Genomic DNA, 17,781 nt, shown 5'->3' with positions numbered 1-17,781 from the left:
ACCGAACTGTTTTAGTGATGAATATCCGATAACAATCACGGGGCTGAATGTCAGCCCCATATAACATTAACTCGTTGTTTATTTAACGCCCGGCAGTATGCGTTATGAGGTGAACCCTGATGCAAGCTCTGAACCGTCGTGACTTTCCTGGCCGTAGCCACCCGGACAAAATCATTCAATTCGGTGAAGGTAATTTCCTGCGAGCCTTTGTTGACTGGCAGATTGATTTACTGAATGAACATACCGATCTGAATGCCGGGATCGTGGTGATCCGCCCGATCGATAGCGATTTCCCTCCTTCACTCAGTACCCAGGATGGCTTGTATACTGCGGTGATCCGCGGTCTGAACGAGCAAGGCGAAACGGTGCGTGAATCCCGTCTGATCCGCTCGGTTAACCGCGAAATCAATATTTATCGTCAGTTTGATGAATATCTGGCGCTGGCCCGTGATCCTAATATCCGCTTTATGTTTTCGAACACCACTGAAGCTGGCATTGCCTGGAACGAAGCGGATCAATTCAGCGATGCGCCGCCAAGCTCTTTCCCAGCAAAATTGACGCGTTTGTTATTCGAACGTTTTGAGCATTTTGCTGGTGCAGCGGATAAAGGCTGGGTGCTACTGCCTTGCGAACTGATTGATTATAATGGTGAAGCTCTGCGTGAGTTGGTGCTGCGCTATGCCAGCCATTGGCAATTGCCAGCAGCGTTTACTCAGTGGTTGACGGAAAATAACACTTTCTGCTCAACATTGGTTGACCGCATTGTGACCGGTTATCCGCGTGATGAAGTGGCTGCACTGCAAGCAGAATTGGGCTATCAGGACAGCTTCCTGGACACGGCTGAATACTTCTATCTGTTTGTTATCCAAGGGCCAAAAGAACTGGCGCAGGAACTTCGCCTTGATAAATTAGATCTGAATGTTCTTATCGTTGATGACATCAAGCCCTATAAAGAGCGCAAAGTTGCGATTCTGAACGGCGCGCACACTGCACTGGTGCCAGTGGCTTATCTGTCTGGGTTGGATACTGTCGGCCAAACCATGGATGACGCGCAAATCAGCCGTTTTGTCGAAAAAACTATTACTGAAGAGATTGTTCCAGTACTGGATTTACCGAAAGATGAGTTGCTGTCATTTTCTCAGGCGGTACTGAGCCGCTTCCGCAACCCATTCATTCAGCATCAATTATTGTCTATTGCTTTGAATGGCATGACAAAATTCCGCACCCGAATTTTGCCTCAATTGCTGACTTATCAACAACAGCAAGGCAAATTGCCACCGCGCCTGACCTTTGCCCTGGCTGCTTTGATCGCCTTTTATCGTGGTGAACGTGATGGTCAAACTTATCCGCTACAGGATGATGCTCACTGGCTGGAACGTTATTCAACCTTGTGGAATGGGGTAAAAAACGGCGATATCGCGCTGGCAGAGTTAGTTAACGGCGTATTGTCTGATGCTACCCACTGGGGTCAGGATCTGACGGCCGTCCCGCAACTGGCAAATCAGGTGACAGAACAACTGCAAACCATTATTGACAGTGGTATGAGAGTTGCAGTCGCGGCTTACATCTAAGAGTCTAATTATGCAAAGTATTATAAAAATTCACCCGCTAGATAATGTCGCCGTCGCACTGCAAGATTTAGCCGCTGATGAGATTCTCGAAATCGGAGAATTCAGTGTTAAGTTGGCTCAGCCAGTCGCTCGTGGGCATAAATTTGCCCTGACAGCCATTGAGCCGGGACAAATGATCGTTAAGTATGGTTTGCCGATCGGCCATGCATTAATACTGATTCAGCCGGGCGAACATATTCATTCGCAAAATGCCAAAACAAACCTCAGTGATCTGGATGAGTATCAATATCAGCCAGAATTCAGTGAGTTACCACCACAAATGGCGGATCGCGAAGTACAGATCTATCGCCGGGATAATGGCGATGTGGGCGTGCGTAACGAACTGTGGATCATCCCAACTGTGGGTTGCGTGAATGGGATCGCCCGCCAGATCCAGCAACGCTTCTTGAAAGAAACACAAGACGCGGAAGGTATTGATGGCGTCTATCTGTTCAGCCACCCGTTTGGCTGTTCACAGCTGGGTCAGGACCACGAAAACACCCGAACCATGCTGCAAAATATGGTGCGCCATCCCAATGCTGGCGCAGTGCTGGTGATTGGTTTGGGCTGTGAAAACAATCAGGTAGATGTTTTCCAGACCACGCTGGGGCCGGTTGATGAAGATCGCGTGCGCTTTATGGTTTGTCAGCAGCAGGATGATGAAGTCGAAGCCGGTCTGGAGCATTTGCATGCTTTGTATCAGGTGATGCGCCATGACCAACGGGTGCCGGGTAAGTTGAGTGAGCTGAAATTTGGTCTGGAATGTGGCGGTTCTGATGGTTTATCAGGAATTACCGCTAACCCATTACTGGGCCGTTTTTCTGACTATGTGATTGCCAATGGCGGGACATCCGTCCTGACAGAAGTGCCGGAAATGTTTGGGGCAGAGCGGATTTTGATGAGCCGGTGCCGTGATGAAGCAACGTTTGAAAAGACCGTTAGTATGGTCAATGATTTCAAACAGTACTTTATCGCGCATAACCAGCCGATTTATGAAAACCCATCTCCGGGCAATAAAGCGGGCGGTATCACCACATTGGAAGAGAAATCACTGGGTTGCACCCAAAAAGCGGGCCAGAGCAAAGTGGTCGATGTGCTGAAATATGGTGAGCGCCTACAGCGCCCTGGGCTGAATTTACTCAGCGCCCCGGGTAATGATGCTGTCGCCACCAGTGCATTAGCGGGTGCAGGTTGCCATATGGTGTTATTCAGTACCGGCCGTGGCACACCTTACGGCGGTTTTGTGCCGACAGTTAAACTGGCAACTAACAGTGAACTGGCTGCCAAAAAGCCCCATTGGATTGATTTCGATGCCGGTAAACTGATTCACGGCACGCCAATGGATACATTATTGACAGAGTTTATTGATTTGATAGTCGCCATTGCCAATGGTCAACCAGCACGCAATGAAGTCAATGATTTCCGCGAACTGGCCATCTTTAAAAGTGGCGTCACCTTGTAAATATTGTGTCTTTTGATTAATATGAAACGGTGTTTTATTATTTTTAATAAAATGCCGTTTGCTTATTAATTAGTACGGTCACCGTACACCAGGATTATCCCCCCATGACTTTCTATTGGTTTGCTCAAGCCGTTGGCGTGCTGGCATTTTTTGTCGGTATCACCATGTTCTTCAATCGTGATGAACGGCGTTTTAGACTTCAACTTTCCGCCTACAGTGCCATTATTGGCTGCCACTTCTTCCTGATGGGAGCCAGTGCGGCTGGCAGTAGCGCCATGCTCAATGCGCTGCGAAATCTGGTCGCGGCTAAAACCCGCAGTAATATTGCCATGTTGGTGTTTATCAGTCTGACATTAGCTTTTGGTATATGGCGTATGCAGCACGCGGTCGAGATATTGCCGATTTTCGGCACCGTTATCAGCACTTGGGCGATATTTCGCACCACTGGCCTGACAACTCGCTGCGTGATGTGGGTCTCCACCGTGTGCTGGGTTATCCACAATGTTTGGTTGGGATCTATTGGCGGTTCATTGATTGAAGGCAGTTTCTTGCTGCTTAACGGCTTTAATATTATTCGTTTCTATCGTCTGCAACAGCAAGGGATAGACCCTTTTCTGGTAGAGAAGAAAGCGGAAAAAGAAGATGTGATTCAATAAGAAACGGGGGCTAAATTGCCCCCATCCCCTTTAGGTTGAAATTCAGACGCTTTTACGGTTAGCCAGCGGATCAGGATCCGCCAGTCTGGCATCGTCGGCCTGACAAGCTGCGGCGGTAAACAGGACGTCGGTTGAGGAGTTCAGCGCGGTTTCAGCTGAATCCTGCAATACGCCAATGATGAAACCAACCGCGACCACTTGCATGGCGATTTCATTTGGAATGCCAAACATGCCGCATGCCAGCGGGATCAACAGCAGCGAGCCGCCAGCCACACCCGATGCGCCACAGGCGCAGACCGCAGCAACCACACTCAATAGCAGAGCGGTGGGTAAATCAACGGTAATGCCTAAGGTATGAACTGCCGCCAATGTCAGCACAGTGATGGTGATCGCCGCACCTGCCATATTGATGGTAGCGCCCAATGGAATGGATACCGAATAGGTATCTTCATTCAAATTCATCTTTTTGCACATTTCCATATTCACGGGAATGTTCGCGGCTGAACTGCGGGTAAAGAAAGCGGTAACGCCACTTTCGCGCAAGCAGGCAAACACCAATGGATAAGGATTGCGGCGGATTTTCCAGTAAACAATCAGTGGGTTGACCACCAATGCGACCAGTAACATACAGCCAATCAACACCACCAACAGTTGTGCGTAGCCCAGTAACACGCCAAAGCCGGTTTCTGCCATGGTGGAGGAAACCAGACCAAAGATACCCAGCGGTGCAAAGCGAATAACCACCCGTACCACTTTGGTTACCGCGTCAGACATATCATTAATCAATGCTTTGGTGGTATCAGCGGCATGACGCAAAGCAATACCTAAGCCCACAGCCCAAGCCAGAATGCCGATATAATTGGCATTAAGCAGCGCATGGATTGGGTTAGCAATGATGCTGCTCAACAAGCCTTTCAACACTTCGGTAATCCCACTCGGTGGGGTGATATCCGCAGTATGAGTGGCCAGGATCAGGGTTGAGGGGAAAATAAAACTCACCACCACGGCAATCAGTGCGGCAGAGAATGTACCCAATAGATACAAAAACAGAATAGGGCGGATACTGGTTTTTTGGCCTTGCTTATGATTAGCAATTGAGGCCATGACCAGCATCAAAACCAGAACTGGGGCGACCGCTTTTAATGCACCCACAAACAAAGTCCCCAGCAAACCCACAGCCAGTGCGGCTTGAGTGGAGACTAGCGCTAAAATAATCCCGGCAATCAAGCCGACCAAAATCTGTTTAACCAAACTACCGCGGATGATAAATCCGATAAAGCCAGACTGTGTATTTTCCATAGTTTCCAGTGATACCTCTTCCCAATATTATTTTTAGTTAATTAGCGCATAAGCCGGAACGGGGCCACGCGCTTATACCCGTCATACTTCAAGTTGTATGTGTTGGCTGCTCTCGCTTACCCGAATTACTTACCTGAGTAAGCTCATCGGGATTATGAGCCTCATCAGAAGCTCACCCTACGTGCCAGCGCAAGCGCTGTTCAAAATGGTTTACAACCAATTTGTCACTCAATTGCCGCCGTCCTACAACTCGAATTATTTGGGGCATAGTTTCCACACCTGTAACTTAGTATTATTTGTAACTGGGTGTGTTTGCTTTGACAGTATAAGGGAATCTATTGGGCAGGAAAGAAACAATCAGCAAAATCCAATGCGGATCAAATTTGCATAACATTTTGTTTACATTTGTGTGATGGCAATAACATTTGGTGGTTGGCGAAATAAGCGAGATAAATGCGGGGCTATAACTGCCCCGCATAATATATTGTGTCGCAATGCTAACTATTTATGAGCGGTTTTATCTGCTGCTAAACGCTTATCTGCACGATGATTTGCCCAAGCATTAATTAACAATGTTAGGGCCAGAATGCCTGCTACCACACCTAATGAAATGCCAATAGGGATATGGAACAGATCGATAATCATCATTTTGACGCCGATAAAGACCAAAATTACCGATAAGCCATACTTCAACATGGAGAAGCGCTCAGCCACGTTTGCTAATAAGAAATACATGGCGCGTAGGCCTAGAATCGCAAACAAGTTAGAGGTCAAAACAATAAAGGGATCCGTGGTGACGGCGAAAATAGCCGGGATGCTATCAACGGCAAAAATGACATCGCTCAGTTCAACCAGAATCAATACTAATACTAACGGCGTAGCATAGAGCAGACCGTTTTTGCGCACAGTAAAGTGGTCGCCATGTAGCTCGTCAGTCATGCGCAGATGATTACGAATCCACCGCACCAGTGGCTTTTCGCCGATCGGCGTATTGTCTTCTTTCGCCAATGCCATTTTGATGCCGGTAAACAGGAGGAAAGCACCAAACAGGTACAAAATCCAACTGAATTGCGACACCAACCAACTTCCGGCGAAGATCATGATAGTACGCAGCACGATCGCACCTAATACACCGTAAATCAGCACGCGGCGCTGCAAATTAGCAGGAACAGCAAAATAGCTAAATAGCATCAGCCAGACGAAGACGTTATCGACGGCGAGTGCTTTTTCAATCAGATAGCCGGTCAGGAAAGCCAGCGCTTGCTTGTCGGCGATTTCGCGCCCCATGGTCTCAGTCAGATACCACCAGAAACCGGCATTAAACAGCAAAGACAAACTCACCCACACCAGCGACCAACAGGCGGCCTGGCGTAGAGTCATGGTTTGTGAGCCACGCCGCCCCTGCAACAATAAGTCGATGGCGAGCATAATTGTCACAACAACGGCAAAACAACCCCACAGTAAGGGAGTACCCACGGTATTCATCATTTATAAACCTCGTAAAACAAAAACGGCCAACGTCGGAAGACGCCAGCCGCTATGTCTGAGCTGCAAGCAAACCTCGCCTTCCGGCAAGGTCTCACTTACAACTCTATTAATGTATACCCATCATCCATCAACTCGAATTATTTTGGGTATGGAAGCATCTAAACAGATGCCCGAACATTAATGAGGTGCCCGGTAACCGGGTGCTTTCGCACCGTAATGACGGCAAACCGGCAATGAAGTTACTCCCCTTTGCCGCGCAAAAATAATTCAAAATAGCCCGCAGGTCAATCATTGAAACAAAATATTAACTTACTGCGGGTGGTTGGGAGTCCGCTGGGAAGATAACGCCGGTTTGGCGGCGGATCTCCGTTTGGATTCGTGACGTCAGCAATGACAACTGTAAGCCATCGTGTTCTACCTGATGAGCTTCAATCAGATTGGCAAAAACCTCGGCTTCATACAGCATAGTATTAATATGCTGAGGCTGCGTCAGGTCTTGTGAGTGACTACCTCGAGGAGTAAAGGCTACGGACTGGCATTCAGAAATGCTTTCGATAACTAATGAGCCATCTTCGCCCTGAATTTCACTAGGAATATCCGATTGGCTCACTTTTGAGTGAATAATAACCACATCAAAATCACCATAATTTAGACAAACAGTGCCGTGGGCATCAACACCACTCGGTAATAAGCTTGCGCTTGCGAGCACGGATTTAGGCGCTCCCCATAAAGCCAAAGCACTTGCCAGGCAGTAGTAACCGATATCCATAATCGAGCCATTCGAAAATGCAGGATTAAAGGTATTCGGGTTTTCACCATTCAGATAACGCTGATAACGTGATGAATATTGGCAGTAATTGATAAAGGCTTTACGCAACTTCCCCACCCGCGGTAGAGATTGTTTTAATTGAGCAAAATTAGGTAGGTAGGCCGTTTTAAAGGCCTCGAATAGCACGACTTCATGTTCGCGGGCACAGGCAACTAAAGCTTCAACTTCTGCAAAATTAGAAGCCAATGATTTTTCACAAATGACGTGCTTTTTATGACTGAGGAACAATTTAGCTTGAGGGTAATGCAAAGAATTTGGGCTGGCGATATACACAGCATCAATCTGATCACTGGCTGCCATTGCTTCAAGATCATCAAAGCATTCAGTAGCGTTATAATCATCGCCAAACTTTTTGGCTTGCTCCAATTTACGGGAGTAAACAGCGACCAGTTTCATTTTGCCACTTTCGTGTGCGGCATCAACAAAACGCGCGGTGATCCAATTGGTGCCAATAACAGCGAAACGAATCATAGTGAACTCCATTCCTACAGAAGAAAAACACATTGAACCACCCCGCCATTAACGGATTGGTTTTTATAGCGAAATAGGTAAATCAAAGTCTAGTAAATCGCGCCAAATAGATCCAAATGTGTTAGATAGAGGCGTGTATCAAACTCTAACTGATGATATTGCGGCTCCATATGGCAGCATAAACTGTAGAACGCTTTGTTGTGATCTTTCTCTTTCAAATGTGCTAATTCATGAACCACAATCATTTTCAGAAAGGCTTCAGGGGCATTTTTAAACACTGTCGCGACTCTGATTTCCGCTTTGGCCTTTAATTTGCCGCCTTGCACTCTGGAGATAGCGGTGTGCAGGCCTAGTGCATGTTTCATGACTTGAATTTTACTGTCATAAGCCACTTTACTTAACGGCTGAGCATTGCGTAGATATTGGTTTTTTAAATCAACCGTATATTGATACAGCATTTTGTCTGTATTGTAATCATGTGGTTGAGGGTAACGCTGGCGCAATACATTGCCCAATCGCTGTTCAGTAATGAGTTGCTGTACCTGAGACTGTAAGTGTTCGGGATAACCGTGCAGATAGGTGAGTTCCTGCATATGTATTTGCTCTGGTTGCCAATGGCTCTGTGTATATTGACGCCGATAATAGCGTTTTTCAGAGGGTTAGACAAAAGGCGATTATTTGAACAAAAATAATTAGCTTAAATAGAAATTGGCGGCTCATATAAAATCCCGCAGTTTAAACTGAAAGTTACCCATATCGGCATCACTGTGACTACATTTTGCCGATATGGATATTTTCAATTTAATAGGGAAAACGAATTAAATATTGCCAGCTTAGAAACGATAATTCATCCCTATAGTGGCTTGAGTATCGCTATAGTTGTGCCCACCGAATTGATGGCCTAAATAAGTCCACAACCGTAGATTACTATCAATGTTAGCTTCAATACCCAGCTTAAGGTCAGCAATATTACTATTTCCTTGCGGCGAAACATTGACACTCACTAACTCTATCTTGTCCTGTACTCGCTGCGGGGTGGTGTAGGCTCGCGATAATTGAACTCCTTGATTGACACGGCTATGGATCCAATTAGCTTCAAAAGAAGGGCTAATTTGCAGGTTTTTGGCCGATGATAAGGTATCAATATCTAACTCAAGTACAGTGCGCATCCCTAATTTAGTGGTCACCGCATTGTCTTCTTCAATATTAATGAGTATTGCATTAGGCTCTTTATGCAGTAACCCGCTAGTACGTTGCCACATTACTTTTGCTCTAGGTTGTAGCGAAAGCTTGGTATCGGCTGTTTCGAGCAGTTGAATTTTGTAGCCGGTTTCCAGTGCACTAGTAAATAGGTAAGATTTGTAATTCGCAGCAGTTGTAACATTTGGCGCTTTAACTTGATTATTAAACCAGCCGTATTGCGCCAAGAGATCAATGTAAGGCCCAAGCCGGGTCTGGTTATCAGCGTACCAGATACTGTATAAACCGAGATTATAACCATCAACAGAACCCTGAGCCTGGTGGTGAGAGGATGTAGAATGGCTGTGATTGGTTGATTTACCAAAACCTGCGGTTATCCCTAAAATCCCTTGGTCATCTCCACCGCTGCTCCATTTGTTTAGGGTTCCCCCGAGTTGGATAGCGTAGCGGTTACTTTTCGTCCGTAATTGGTCATTGCCAGAGTTAAAGCGGTTTTTGGCGCCTGAAGTGTTGAGCCACAGACTACTGACTTTTTCCTCGCCTGTTACTGGGTCAATGTATCGAGTTTCTCCCTGTCGATATTGTAAGTCATCGGTAATAAACATTTGTTGAGCCGCTATCTGGTTAGCAATATAGCTACCGACTTGCGGATTGTGGCCAATGATGGGCGCGGGTTTAGATACCAGTACAGGGGCCTTTTTCTGGGGGCGGGATGGCGCTGTTTTAGCTTTTGCATCGGGTTTAGCTCCGTCAGCGGGCTTAGCCACAGCTTCGGCTGCGGGTTTAGCTACAGCTCCGTCAGCGGGCTTAGCCACAGCTTCGGCTGCGGGTTTAGCTACAGCTCCGTCAGCGGGCTTAGCCACAGCTTCGGCTGCGGGTTTAGCTACAGCTCCGTCAGCGGGCTTAGCCACAGCTTCGGCTGCGGGTTTAGCTACAGCTCCGTCAGCGGGTTTAGGGACAACTGCTATATGAAATACCCTGTCAGGGTCTTGTTGTGACAAGTGAGTACCATCTGGTTCATTAACAAATACACTGGGGCCGGGTTGTGGTCGCGGAATAAACTGACCTGGGATCAGTGGCGGAGGGGGGGCATCAGTCATAGGGGTGAAAGGGGTTAAATTAGAGGGTATAACAATAGTTTCCTCATCATTATCATCATTTGCCCAAACTGGCGTGCTCCCTAATACCAATAACAACGCACTGATAGCTTTAGCACAAGACGTAATGCGATGAGGCAATAAATGAGAATTAATAAGTTGTGGAGTACTCATACGGTTTTCTGATCGGATAATATTTGATATATACATTGTCTGCTTACCTTCCTGGTAATTAATATTCAAGAGTTATGAATTGTTGAAATATGGTTTCTGGCTGCATATTCAGGCCAGATATAAAATGAGATATTTTGTGCTTTTAACCCTTTAAAATAAGATTTATAAAAATAAAACAAGAAAATATTCTTATTTTATTACTAATAAATAGAATGCCATATTTTGATGGGGTATTTTATGTTGAACCCATCCAAATGAAGCCAATTGCTAATGAATTGGCATAAAACTAAGATTTTGTAATGATTGGCATTGGGGTAAAATACACTTTTCATTAAGCGCTTTTGAGGCGTTTGTTAGCCTGCTTTCCCGGCCAGACCCTAGAATTTCTCCCTTTTTGTCGGTCTTGGTTTCGATAAAACGGCATTTAAGCAAAAAAACATTTTACTGAGCGCCCGTTTTAGGGGATAAACAGCCCAAATTTATTATTTATAATAGTAGCCAGGAGCGGTGATGAGCCAACTCTTACTGGGGACAGAAAGCCTTGAGCTTGAACGTTTTCCCCCACAAGAAAATTCCAACACCTTACAGGCGTGGGAAGCGGCAGATGAATATCTGCTACAAAACATTGACTTAAGCCAAATTGATGGCCGTTCGGTGCTGGTGTTTAACGACCAGTTTGGTACGCTGGCCTGTGCTTTACATGCCCATCGTCCATTTAGTGTCAGTGACTCTTATATGAGCCAGCTAGCGACGGCGCATAATTTGCGTTTAAATCATCTGGATGAAGAAGCTGCCACCTTGTTGAGCAGTACGGATGCCTTGCCTGAGGCCCCTAAGCTGGTGGTGATTAAGATCCCTAAAGCATTAGCGCTGCTGGAGCATCAATTGCATGCTTTACGTCGCGTCGTCGCGCCGGACACGGTGATTATTGCCGGGGCAAAATCCCGCGATGTGCATAATTCTACCCTGCAATTGTTTGAAAAAATTCTGGGGCCGACCAAAACGACTCTGGCATGGAAAAAAGCGCGACTGATTCACTGTGAAGTGGCCGATATTCCACCGTCAGAAGCGCCGGAAACCACGGATTGGCCATTGGCAAACACTGAATATGTTATCCATAACCATGCGAACGTTTTTTCGCGCAATAATTTGGATATCGGTGCGCGCTTCTTCATGGAAATCTTACCTTATGATGTAGAAGGTAAAATAGCCGATCTGGGCTGCGGTAATGGGGTGGTTGGCTTAATCGCGCTGGAGCAAAACCCACTGGCAGAAATGTTATTCGTCGATGAATCCTATATGGCGGTGGCGTCCAGCGAGCTGAATATCACCTATAACCGCCCGCAAGATTTATCGCGCTGTGAATTTATGGTGAGCCATGGTTTAGCCGGTGTGGAGCGCGAGAGTTTGCAGCTGGTACTCTGTAACCCGCCATTCCATCAACAACACGCGGTCAGTGACCACGTGGCCTGGCAGATGTTCTGTGATGCCACACGTTGTCTGAAAGTGGGCGGCGAGCTGATGATTGTCGGGAACCGCCATTTGGATTATTTCCACAAATTGAAACGTTTGTTTGGTAACTGCGAGACACTGGATTCCAACCAGAAGTTTATGGTGCTTAAAGCGGTAAAAACGGCTTCATCCCGCTCTGAGGGCGGTGGCAGTGGTAGTCTGGATATGTCGTACAGCGATTTCTAATTATCCTTTGTCCTTGAAGCCACCGGGGTGTTAGCGGCGCGCACTCACCCGAATCACTGACTTGAGTCAGCTCATCGGGATTCGTTTGCTTGCTGCCTACCGGTGACGCCAATGACTTTGGATAATCCTTTGTCCTTGAAGCCACCGGGGTGTTAGCGGCACGCACTCACCCGAATCACTGACTTGAGTCAGCTCATCGGGATTTGTTTGCTTGCTGCCTACCGGTGACGCCAATGACTTTGGATAATCCTTTGTCCTTGAAGCCACCGGGGTGTTAGCGGCACGCACTCACCCGAATCACTGACTTGAGTCAGCTCATCGGGATTTGTTTGCTTGCTGCCTACCGGTGACGCCAATGACTTTGGATAATCCTTTGCTAAAATTAACCCCGAGGCGATTGTCCTGGACGCTGCGGGGCGTGGTATTTACCACTTCCCGCTTTTTACTCATGCTTATATCGCCAGCGCCAGCCGTGTTCCTTGATCAATGGCTCTGCGGGCATCTAGCTCTGCGGCGACGTCAGCACCGCCAATCAAATGCACGATTTTGCCCATATCCAGCAAGGGCTGATGCAATTCTCGACGTGGCTCCTGGCCCGCACAAATAATAATGGTATCGACGGGGAGACAACTGGCTTGTTCTGCTCGAATGATATGTAAGCCCTCATCATCAATACTTTCGTAGTTGACACTGTTGAGCATCTTCACGCCACGCATCGCCAAACTGGTGCGGTGAATCCAACCGGTTGTTTTCCCAAGCCCTTCACCGACTTTGCTGGTCTTTCGCTGCAATAGAAAAATTTCTCGTGGTGATGGATGGGCTTTGCTTCCCTCTGGCGATAGCCCGCCGCGATGGGCTAAATCTTGATCAATGCCCCATTCGTGGTTGAATGCGCGGCTATCCAGGCTGCTGGAATCACCGGATTGGCTGAGATATTCGGCAGTATCAAACCCAATGCCCCCCGCGCCAATAATAGCCACCCGTTCACCGACCGGTTTTTTATCACGCAATACATCCAGATAGGTCAGCACTTTCGGATGGTTAATACCCTTGATGGCGGGCAAACGCGGCTGAATACCACAAGCGAGAATGATTTCATCAAAATCAGCCAATTGCCCGGCGTGTACCGGGGTATTTAACTGCTGAATGACACCATGGAGCACTAATTGGCGACGGAAATAACGCAGTGTTTCGTAGAACTCCTCTTTACCGGGGATTTGCTTGGCAATATTGAACTGGCCGCCAATATCTGTCGCCGCCTCAAAGAGTGTGACCTGATGACCGCGGCTGGCCGCCGTGACAGCAAAAGCCAACCCAGCAGGGCCGGAGCCGACCACCGCGAGCCGCTTCGGCGCGTCTGTCGGTAATACGGGCATTTCAGTTTCACGGCAGGCGCGAGGATTAACCAGGCACGAAGTCAGTTTGCCGTCGAAAATCTGATCCAGACAGGCCTGATTACAGCCGATACAGGTGTTAATTTCATCCGCCCGATCTTGAGCCGCTTTTTGCACAAAAGCGGCATCAGCGAGGAATGGACGCGCCATTGACACCATATCTGCGCAGCCGTCAGTCAGCACTTGCTCCGCCACTGCGGGGTCATTAATCCGGTTGGTGGTGATCAATGGAATATTCACTTTCCCCATCAATTTACGGGTCACCCAACTGAATCCGGCGCGTGGCACCATGGTGGCGATAGTGGGGATTCTGGCCTCATGCCAGCCAATGCCGGTGTTAATCAGGGTGGCACCCGCTTGTTCGACCGCCAGCGCCAACTGTTCAATTTCATCCCAACTGGAGCCGTCCTCGACTAAATCGAGCATAGAAAGGCGGTAAATTAAGATAAAATCAGGGCCGGCCGCCTCTCGGACTGCCCGCACGATTTCAACGGCAAAGCGCATTCGACGCGTAAAGTCACCTCCCCATTCATCATTGCGATGATTGGTTTTGGCGGTAATAAATTGATTAATCAAATATCCCTCAGAACCCATGACTTCTACACCGTCATAACCCGCCTGTTTGGCTAATCGCGCGCAGTTTGCAAAGTCGGCAATGGTTTGCAGCACTTCGTCGTGACTCAATGCCTGAGGAGTAAAAGGGTTAATTGGCGCTTGTAATGCTGAGGGTGCAACCGGCTGTTTTTGATAGCTATAACGGCCCGCATGCAGAATTTGTAGCGCGATTTTACCGCCGGCACGATGCACTGCATCGGTCACAATTTGATGGTGCGGCACTTGTGAGGCGTCATTTAGCACCGATGCGCCCTGATACACCACGCCCTTTTTATTGGGCGCAATGCCGCCAGTGACAATCAAGCCGACGCCTCCTGCCGCTCGTTCCGCATAGAACGCGGCCAGGCGCTGTGGGCCATCGGGCAACTCTTCCAGCCCGGTATGCATCGACCCCATTAATACGCGATTTTTCAAGGTGGTAAAACCAAGATTTAGGGGCGCGAGTAGGTGAGGATAAGCTAACATTGCAGTCTCCATTATTGTTATTTCTCTTCGCCACCGTTGAGTTCAGTAAGTGGTCGGATGAGATTTTTTATTCAAATTTAGACGGTGCAGTGCAGCTTGGGAAATCACAATGTGCTGATTGTGATAGCCGTCATGAATATGACCTTTTTTATTCAATGACAGCGAAACTAGACGGCCACGGAAGATTTCCTTTTTAGTAGTTCAATCAACTGGTTGCCGTATAAGCCGATAATCAGCCCACTAATAATAAATACCATCGCGATAACTTTCCCGGAAGGAATACTTTCATTGAGAATCATTACTGAACCTAACATATCGCAAATTGGCCCTAATAAGGATAACGGCGCGACCATTGAAACGGGATATTTGGTGAGTAATGAATTCCAGATCCAATAGGCGAATAATGTATTTTGGTAAACTTGGAATAGGATAGAAAACAGCGTGGTGGCATAGCTAATTTGGGTATATTGATACTCACTATGGCGGTTACCACGGTGAGTATCAATAAGGGGGCGAGAATATGAAAATATTCTCGGGTCAGCGGTATCGCCATCCGCAATACCGCTTAGGGATAAATATTAATATTAGCGTTTATATAAACTCGCGATCATAAAGCAGCCAAGTGAGCTGAATAACATCTCAATCCCGACCAAAGCGGTGACCATAGTTATCGACATCAACGGCCCAGCACTGACCAGCAGATAGGTAATAATTAGATCCAATACACCCAGTAAAATTTGCAGCCATGCGCCCGGTAGCCCCCATGTTCTATAGCCGGTTATCAGCCGCATGACGCCACCAAAAGCAAACAGCACCGCTAATACTATCGCCAGACTTATCATTCCCACTGTAGGATTGGTAATGAATACATAACCCATCACAATGTATGCCACACCCAGCAATATACCGGTGACCATCGGCCAAAGGTTATGAGTGCGGTTGGCTATCATCCCGACGATCATCGCAATCCCGCTAAGCAGCAGTAGAATACCGATGATAGTGCTCAGAACGGTCCCGGAAGCTAATGGATTAATTAGGCAAAAAATCCCGCCGAGCAGCAGTAACACAGCAATAATTCGCATAATAAGCTGCTGTTTTTTTAACGTTTTTTCATCAACACTTATAAGGTATTTCCGATCTATATTCAGCATAACAATAACTCCTGTAAGGTCTGAACTCATTTATCGATAACTATCATGAGTATAGGTCGAACAAAAGATTCATAAATAAAATTTATGATATTTAATTGATTATACTGTGGAATATTTCTTGTACGTCAGATGTAAAAACAGTATTGCCACCAATAACAGTAAAAAAGTGGGGGCAAGGCTAACTAAAATCAATGCCATAGCAAAGAGCAGCACCATGATTGAGGTGAGGCGCGGTGTAAACGCGGTTATTGGTAAGGGGCGGATTCTGCTTTTTTCTGCTTCTTTTACGGTGGACATAAAGCTGACTGATGGTTTATCTGGTTTCCAATTGAAACCACTTGAGATCTTAGGGGATCTTGGATGCCAATGATTGTCATCGAGAAAAAGTGATTAAGCACTAAAATAAGGATGATGGAATTACCCTCTAATAGAGTCTGAGGAGTAGGACATAGCTCATAATTTTCCTAACAAATAGGAAATAAATATGAAACAAATAATAATGTAATTATTCTTTCCTTAAAAAACATATTCAAATTTATAGTGGCGCATTTTTTTTCCAGTGCTAACGTTTTATTAGTATGTTAAATCATAATAATGCTCGGACGATGTATTTTTTGCCATTAAATAAACATCAATAATAACCTGGTTTTCCATAGTTGTTTGATTTTACTGATTTTTAATTGTTCTTTTGTCTCAATTAGGATAGAGGTAGGAAATGACTAAAAAATCTCTGGATGATTATCGCTCTACGTTATTAGATTCCCGCTTTGGCTCTCAAGCCATTCGTCATATTTCAGAAAATAAAAATTTTCCTAAAGAGGAGATGCGCGAGGATATTGCTTTTCAAATCATAAGTGACGAGCTATTTCTTGATGGTAATGCGCGACAGAATCTCGCGACATTTTGCCAAACGTGGGACGACGATAATGTCCACAAGTTAATGGACCTTTCGATAAATAAAAACTGGATTGATAAAGAGGAATATCCGCAATCGGCGGCAATAGATATGCGTTGTGTAAACATGATGGCCGATTTGTGGAATGCACCTACGCCAAAAGGTGAGCAAGGGGTGGGGACGAATACCATTGGTTCTTCAGAAGCTTGCATGCTGGGTGGCATGGCGATGAAGTGGCGCTGGCGCAAAAAAAGAGAAGCGGCAGGTAAACCCACGAATAAGCCTAATTTTGTCTGTGGGCCGGTACAAGTTTGTTGGCATAAATTTGCTCGTTATTGGGATGTCGAAATACGTGAAATTCCTATGGTTCCAGGGCAATTATTTATGGACCCACAGCGGATGATAGAGGCATGCGACGAAAATACTATTGGCGTAGTGCCGACTTTCGGTGTGACTTACACAGGTAACTATGAGTTTCCTAAACCCTTGCATGATGCGCTGGATAAGCTACAAAAAGATACTGGCCTTGATATTGATATGCATATCGATGCGGCGAGTGGTGGCTTTTTAGCGCCCTTTGTTGCGCCGGATATTGAGTGGGATTTCCGTTTGCCACGGGTGAAATCAATCAGCACTTCCGGGCATAAATTCGGATTGGCACCTTTGGGATGTGGTTGGGTTATTTGGCGTGATGCGGCAGCCTTACCTGAAGAGCTTATATTTAATGTCGATTATCTTGGCGGTCAGGTCGGCACTTTTGCTATCAATTTCTCGCGCCCCGCAGGGCAAGTTATTTCCCAATATTATGAATTCATACGCTTAGGGCGTGAAGGTTATACCAAGGTACAAAGTGCCTGTTATCAGGTGGCAGAATTCCTAGCTAAAGAAATTGCACCACTTGGGCCTTATGAGTTCTATTGCAGTGGTGGCCCGGATGAGGGTATTCCCGCCATCTGTTTCCGTATTAAAGAGGGGGCAAAAACGGGATATACCTTATATGACCTTTCCGAGCGTTTGAGGCTACGTGGTTGGCAAGTTCCGGCATTTACCTTGAGTGGAAAGATGTCTGATGTTGTGGTCATGCGTATTATGTGCCGCCGCGGATTCGAAATGGATTTCGCCGGGCTGTTATTAGACGATTTTAAATCTTCACTGAAATACCTAAGTGAACATCCATCCCTTGGGGGCCTGGCAAGTCAGAATAGTTTTAATCATACATAAACCGGATGGCGGTTTTATTCTGATTTTTAACCTTTAGGTCAAGGCGGCGTCATGCC

Annotated in this window: 12 protein-coding genes and 2 pseudogenes; 6 read left to right on the top strand and 8 right to left on the bottom strand. The window is 46.6% G+C overall.

The annotated features are described in order from the left end of the window. Positions 1–119: 119 nt before the first annotated feature. The 3 genes from OVO64_RS19390 to OVO64_RS19380 all read left to right on the top strand — a co-directional run bounded on the left by OVO64_RS19390 (position 120) and on the right by OVO64_RS19380 (position 3,728). Complete coding sequence (locus OVO64_RS19390; RefSeq protein ID WP_050292034.1) at positions 120–1,571, top strand: tagaturonate reductase; 1,452 nt, start codon at positions 120–122, stop codon at positions 1,569–1,571. 10 nt (positions 1,572–1,581) lie between these two features. Beyond that, positions 1,582–3,072: a UxaA family hydrolase gene (locus tag OVO64_RS19385; protein WP_038638860.1), complete on the top strand. Its 1,491-nt coding sequence runs from the start codon at positions 1,582–1,584 to the stop codon at positions 3,070–3,072. A 104-nt stretch (positions 3,073–3,176) separates the two neighbouring features. Beyond that, entirely contained in the window at positions 3,177–3,728 is a 552-nt protein-coding gene (locus tag OVO64_RS19380; protein ID WP_038638863.1) for a YgjV family protein, read from the top strand. Between the two features lie 42 nt (positions 3,729–3,770). On the opposite strand, the gene sstT is transcribed toward OVO64_RS19380, so the two are convergent. From sstT to OVO64_RS19355, 5 genes and pseudogenes are all read right to left on the bottom strand, one after another. After that, a complete protein-coding gene (gene sstT, locus OVO64_RS19375) occupies positions 3,771–5,027 on the bottom strand; it encodes a serine/threonine transporter SstT (protein WP_038638866.1) in 1,257 nt (418 codons plus the stop codon). Positions 5,028–5,528: 501 nt separating this feature from the next. Beyond that, the gene (locus OVO64_RS19370; protein ID WP_038638869.1) at positions 5,529–6,515 is read right to left on the bottom strand and encodes a TerC family protein; all 987 of its coding nucleotides are present in this window, start codon (positions 6,513–6,515) and stop codon (positions 5,529–5,531) included. Between the two features lie 304 nt (positions 6,516–6,819). After that, positions 6,820–7,815, bottom strand: coding sequence for a Gfo/Idh/MocA family protein (locus tag OVO64_RS19365; protein ID WP_145591236.1), 996 nt, complete (start codon positions 7,813–7,815; stop codon positions 6,820–6,822). 89 nt (positions 7,816–7,904) lie between these two features. After that, positions 7,905–8,423, bottom strand: a pseudogene (locus OVO64_RS19360) (M48 family metallopeptidase); the annotation flags it as partial. A 225-nt stretch (positions 8,424–8,648) separates the two neighbouring features. Beyond that, positions 8,649–10,286: an autotransporter outer membrane beta-barrel domain-containing protein gene (locus tag OVO64_RS19355; protein ID WP_267248953.1), complete on the bottom strand. Its 1,638-nt coding sequence runs from the start codon at positions 10,284–10,286 to the stop codon at positions 8,649–8,651. Positions 10,287–10,796: 510 nt separating this feature from the next. On the opposite strand from OVO64_RS19355, the gene rlmG reads away from it, so the two are divergent. Beyond that, a complete protein-coding gene (gene rlmG, locus OVO64_RS19350) occupies positions 10,797–11,984 on the top strand; it encodes a 23S rRNA (guanine(1835)-N(2))-methyltransferase RlmG (RefSeq protein ID WP_267248952.1) in 1,188 nt (395 codons plus the stop codon). A 452-nt stretch (positions 11,985–12,436) separates the two neighbouring features. On the opposite strand, the gene OVO64_RS19345 is transcribed toward rlmG, so the two are convergent. The 3 genes and pseudogenes from OVO64_RS19345 to OVO64_RS19335 form a co-directional block, all read right to left on the bottom strand. After that, a complete protein-coding gene (locus OVO64_RS19345; protein ID WP_267248951.1) occupies positions 12,437–14,458 on the bottom strand; it encodes an FAD-dependent oxidoreductase in 2,022 nt (673 codons plus the stop codon). A gap of 167 nt (positions 14,459–14,625) precedes the next feature. Further along, positions 14,626–14,904: pseudogene (locus tag OVO64_RS19340) on the bottom strand (EamA family transporter); the annotation flags it as partial. 138 nt (positions 14,905–15,042) lie between these two features. Continuing rightward, on the bottom strand, positions 15,043–15,609 hold the full coding sequence (locus OVO64_RS19335; RefSeq protein WP_038638887.1) for an HdeD family acid-resistance protein: 567 nt from the start codon (positions 15,607–15,609) through the stop codon (positions 15,043–15,045). A gap of 106 nt (positions 15,610–15,715) precedes the next feature. Here OVO64_RS19335 and OVO64_RS19330 point away from each other — a divergent pair, with 106 nt between their 5' ends. Next, a complete protein-coding gene (locus OVO64_RS19330) occupies positions 15,716–15,979 on the top strand; it encodes a hypothetical protein (protein WP_155409535.1) in 264 nt (87 codons plus the stop codon). Between the two features lie 345 nt (positions 15,980–16,324). Then, positions 16,325–17,725: a glutamate decarboxylase gene (locus OVO64_RS19325; protein ID WP_038638890.1), complete on the top strand. Its 1,401-nt coding sequence runs from the start codon at positions 16,325–16,327 to the stop codon at positions 17,723–17,725. Positions 17,726–17,781: the final 56 nt, after the last annotated feature.

This window comes from Yersinia sp. Marseille-Q5920, from assembly GCF_946902935.1.
Taxonomy (GTDB): domain Bacteria; phylum Pseudomonadota; class Gammaproteobacteria; order Enterobacterales; family Enterobacteriaceae; genus Yersinia; species Yersinia rochesterensis.
Note: the sequence above shows the minus strand (reverse complement) of the source record. Positions and strands in the feature narration are given on the sequence as shown.

Coding starts and splice junctions, on each gene's coding strand:
- OVO64_RS19390 (WP_050292034.1), top strand. CDS start 120: ATGCAAGCTCTGAACCGTCGTGACTTTCCTGGCCGTAGCCACCCGGAC.
- OVO64_RS19385 (WP_038638860.1), top strand. CDS start 1,582: ATGCAAAGTATTATAAAAATTCACCCGCTAGATAATGTCGCCGTCGCA.
- OVO64_RS19380 (WP_038638863.1), top strand. CDS start 3,177: ATGACTTTCTATTGGTTTGCTCAAGCCGTTGGCGTGCTGGCATTTTTT.
- sstT (WP_038638866.1), bottom strand. CDS start 5,027: ATGGAAAATACACAGTCTGGCTTTATCGGATTTATCATCCGCGGTAGT.
- OVO64_RS19370 (WP_038638869.1), bottom strand. CDS start 6,515: ATGATGAATACCGTGGGTACTCCCTTACTGTGGGGTTGTTTTGCCGTT.
- OVO64_RS19365 (WP_145591236.1), bottom strand. CDS start 7,815: ATGATTCGTTTCGCTGTTATTGGCACCAATTGGATCACCGCGCGTTTT.
- OVO64_RS19355 (WP_267248953.1), bottom strand. CDS start 10,286: ATGAGTACTCCACAACTTATTAATTCTCATTTATTGCCTCATCGCATT.
- rlmG (WP_267248952.1), top strand. CDS start 10,797: ATGAGCCAACTCTTACTGGGGACAGAAAGCCTTGAGCTTGAACGTTTT.
- OVO64_RS19345 (WP_267248951.1), bottom strand. CDS start 14,458: ATGTTAGCTTATCCTCACCTACTCGCGCCCCTAAATCTTGGTTTTACC.
- OVO64_RS19335 (WP_038638887.1), bottom strand. CDS start 15,609: ATGCTGAATATAGATCGGAAATACCTTATAAGTGTTGATGAAAAAACG.
- OVO64_RS19325 (WP_038638890.1), top strand. CDS start 16,325: ATGACTAAAAAATCTCTGGATGATTATCGCTCTACGTTATTAGATTCC.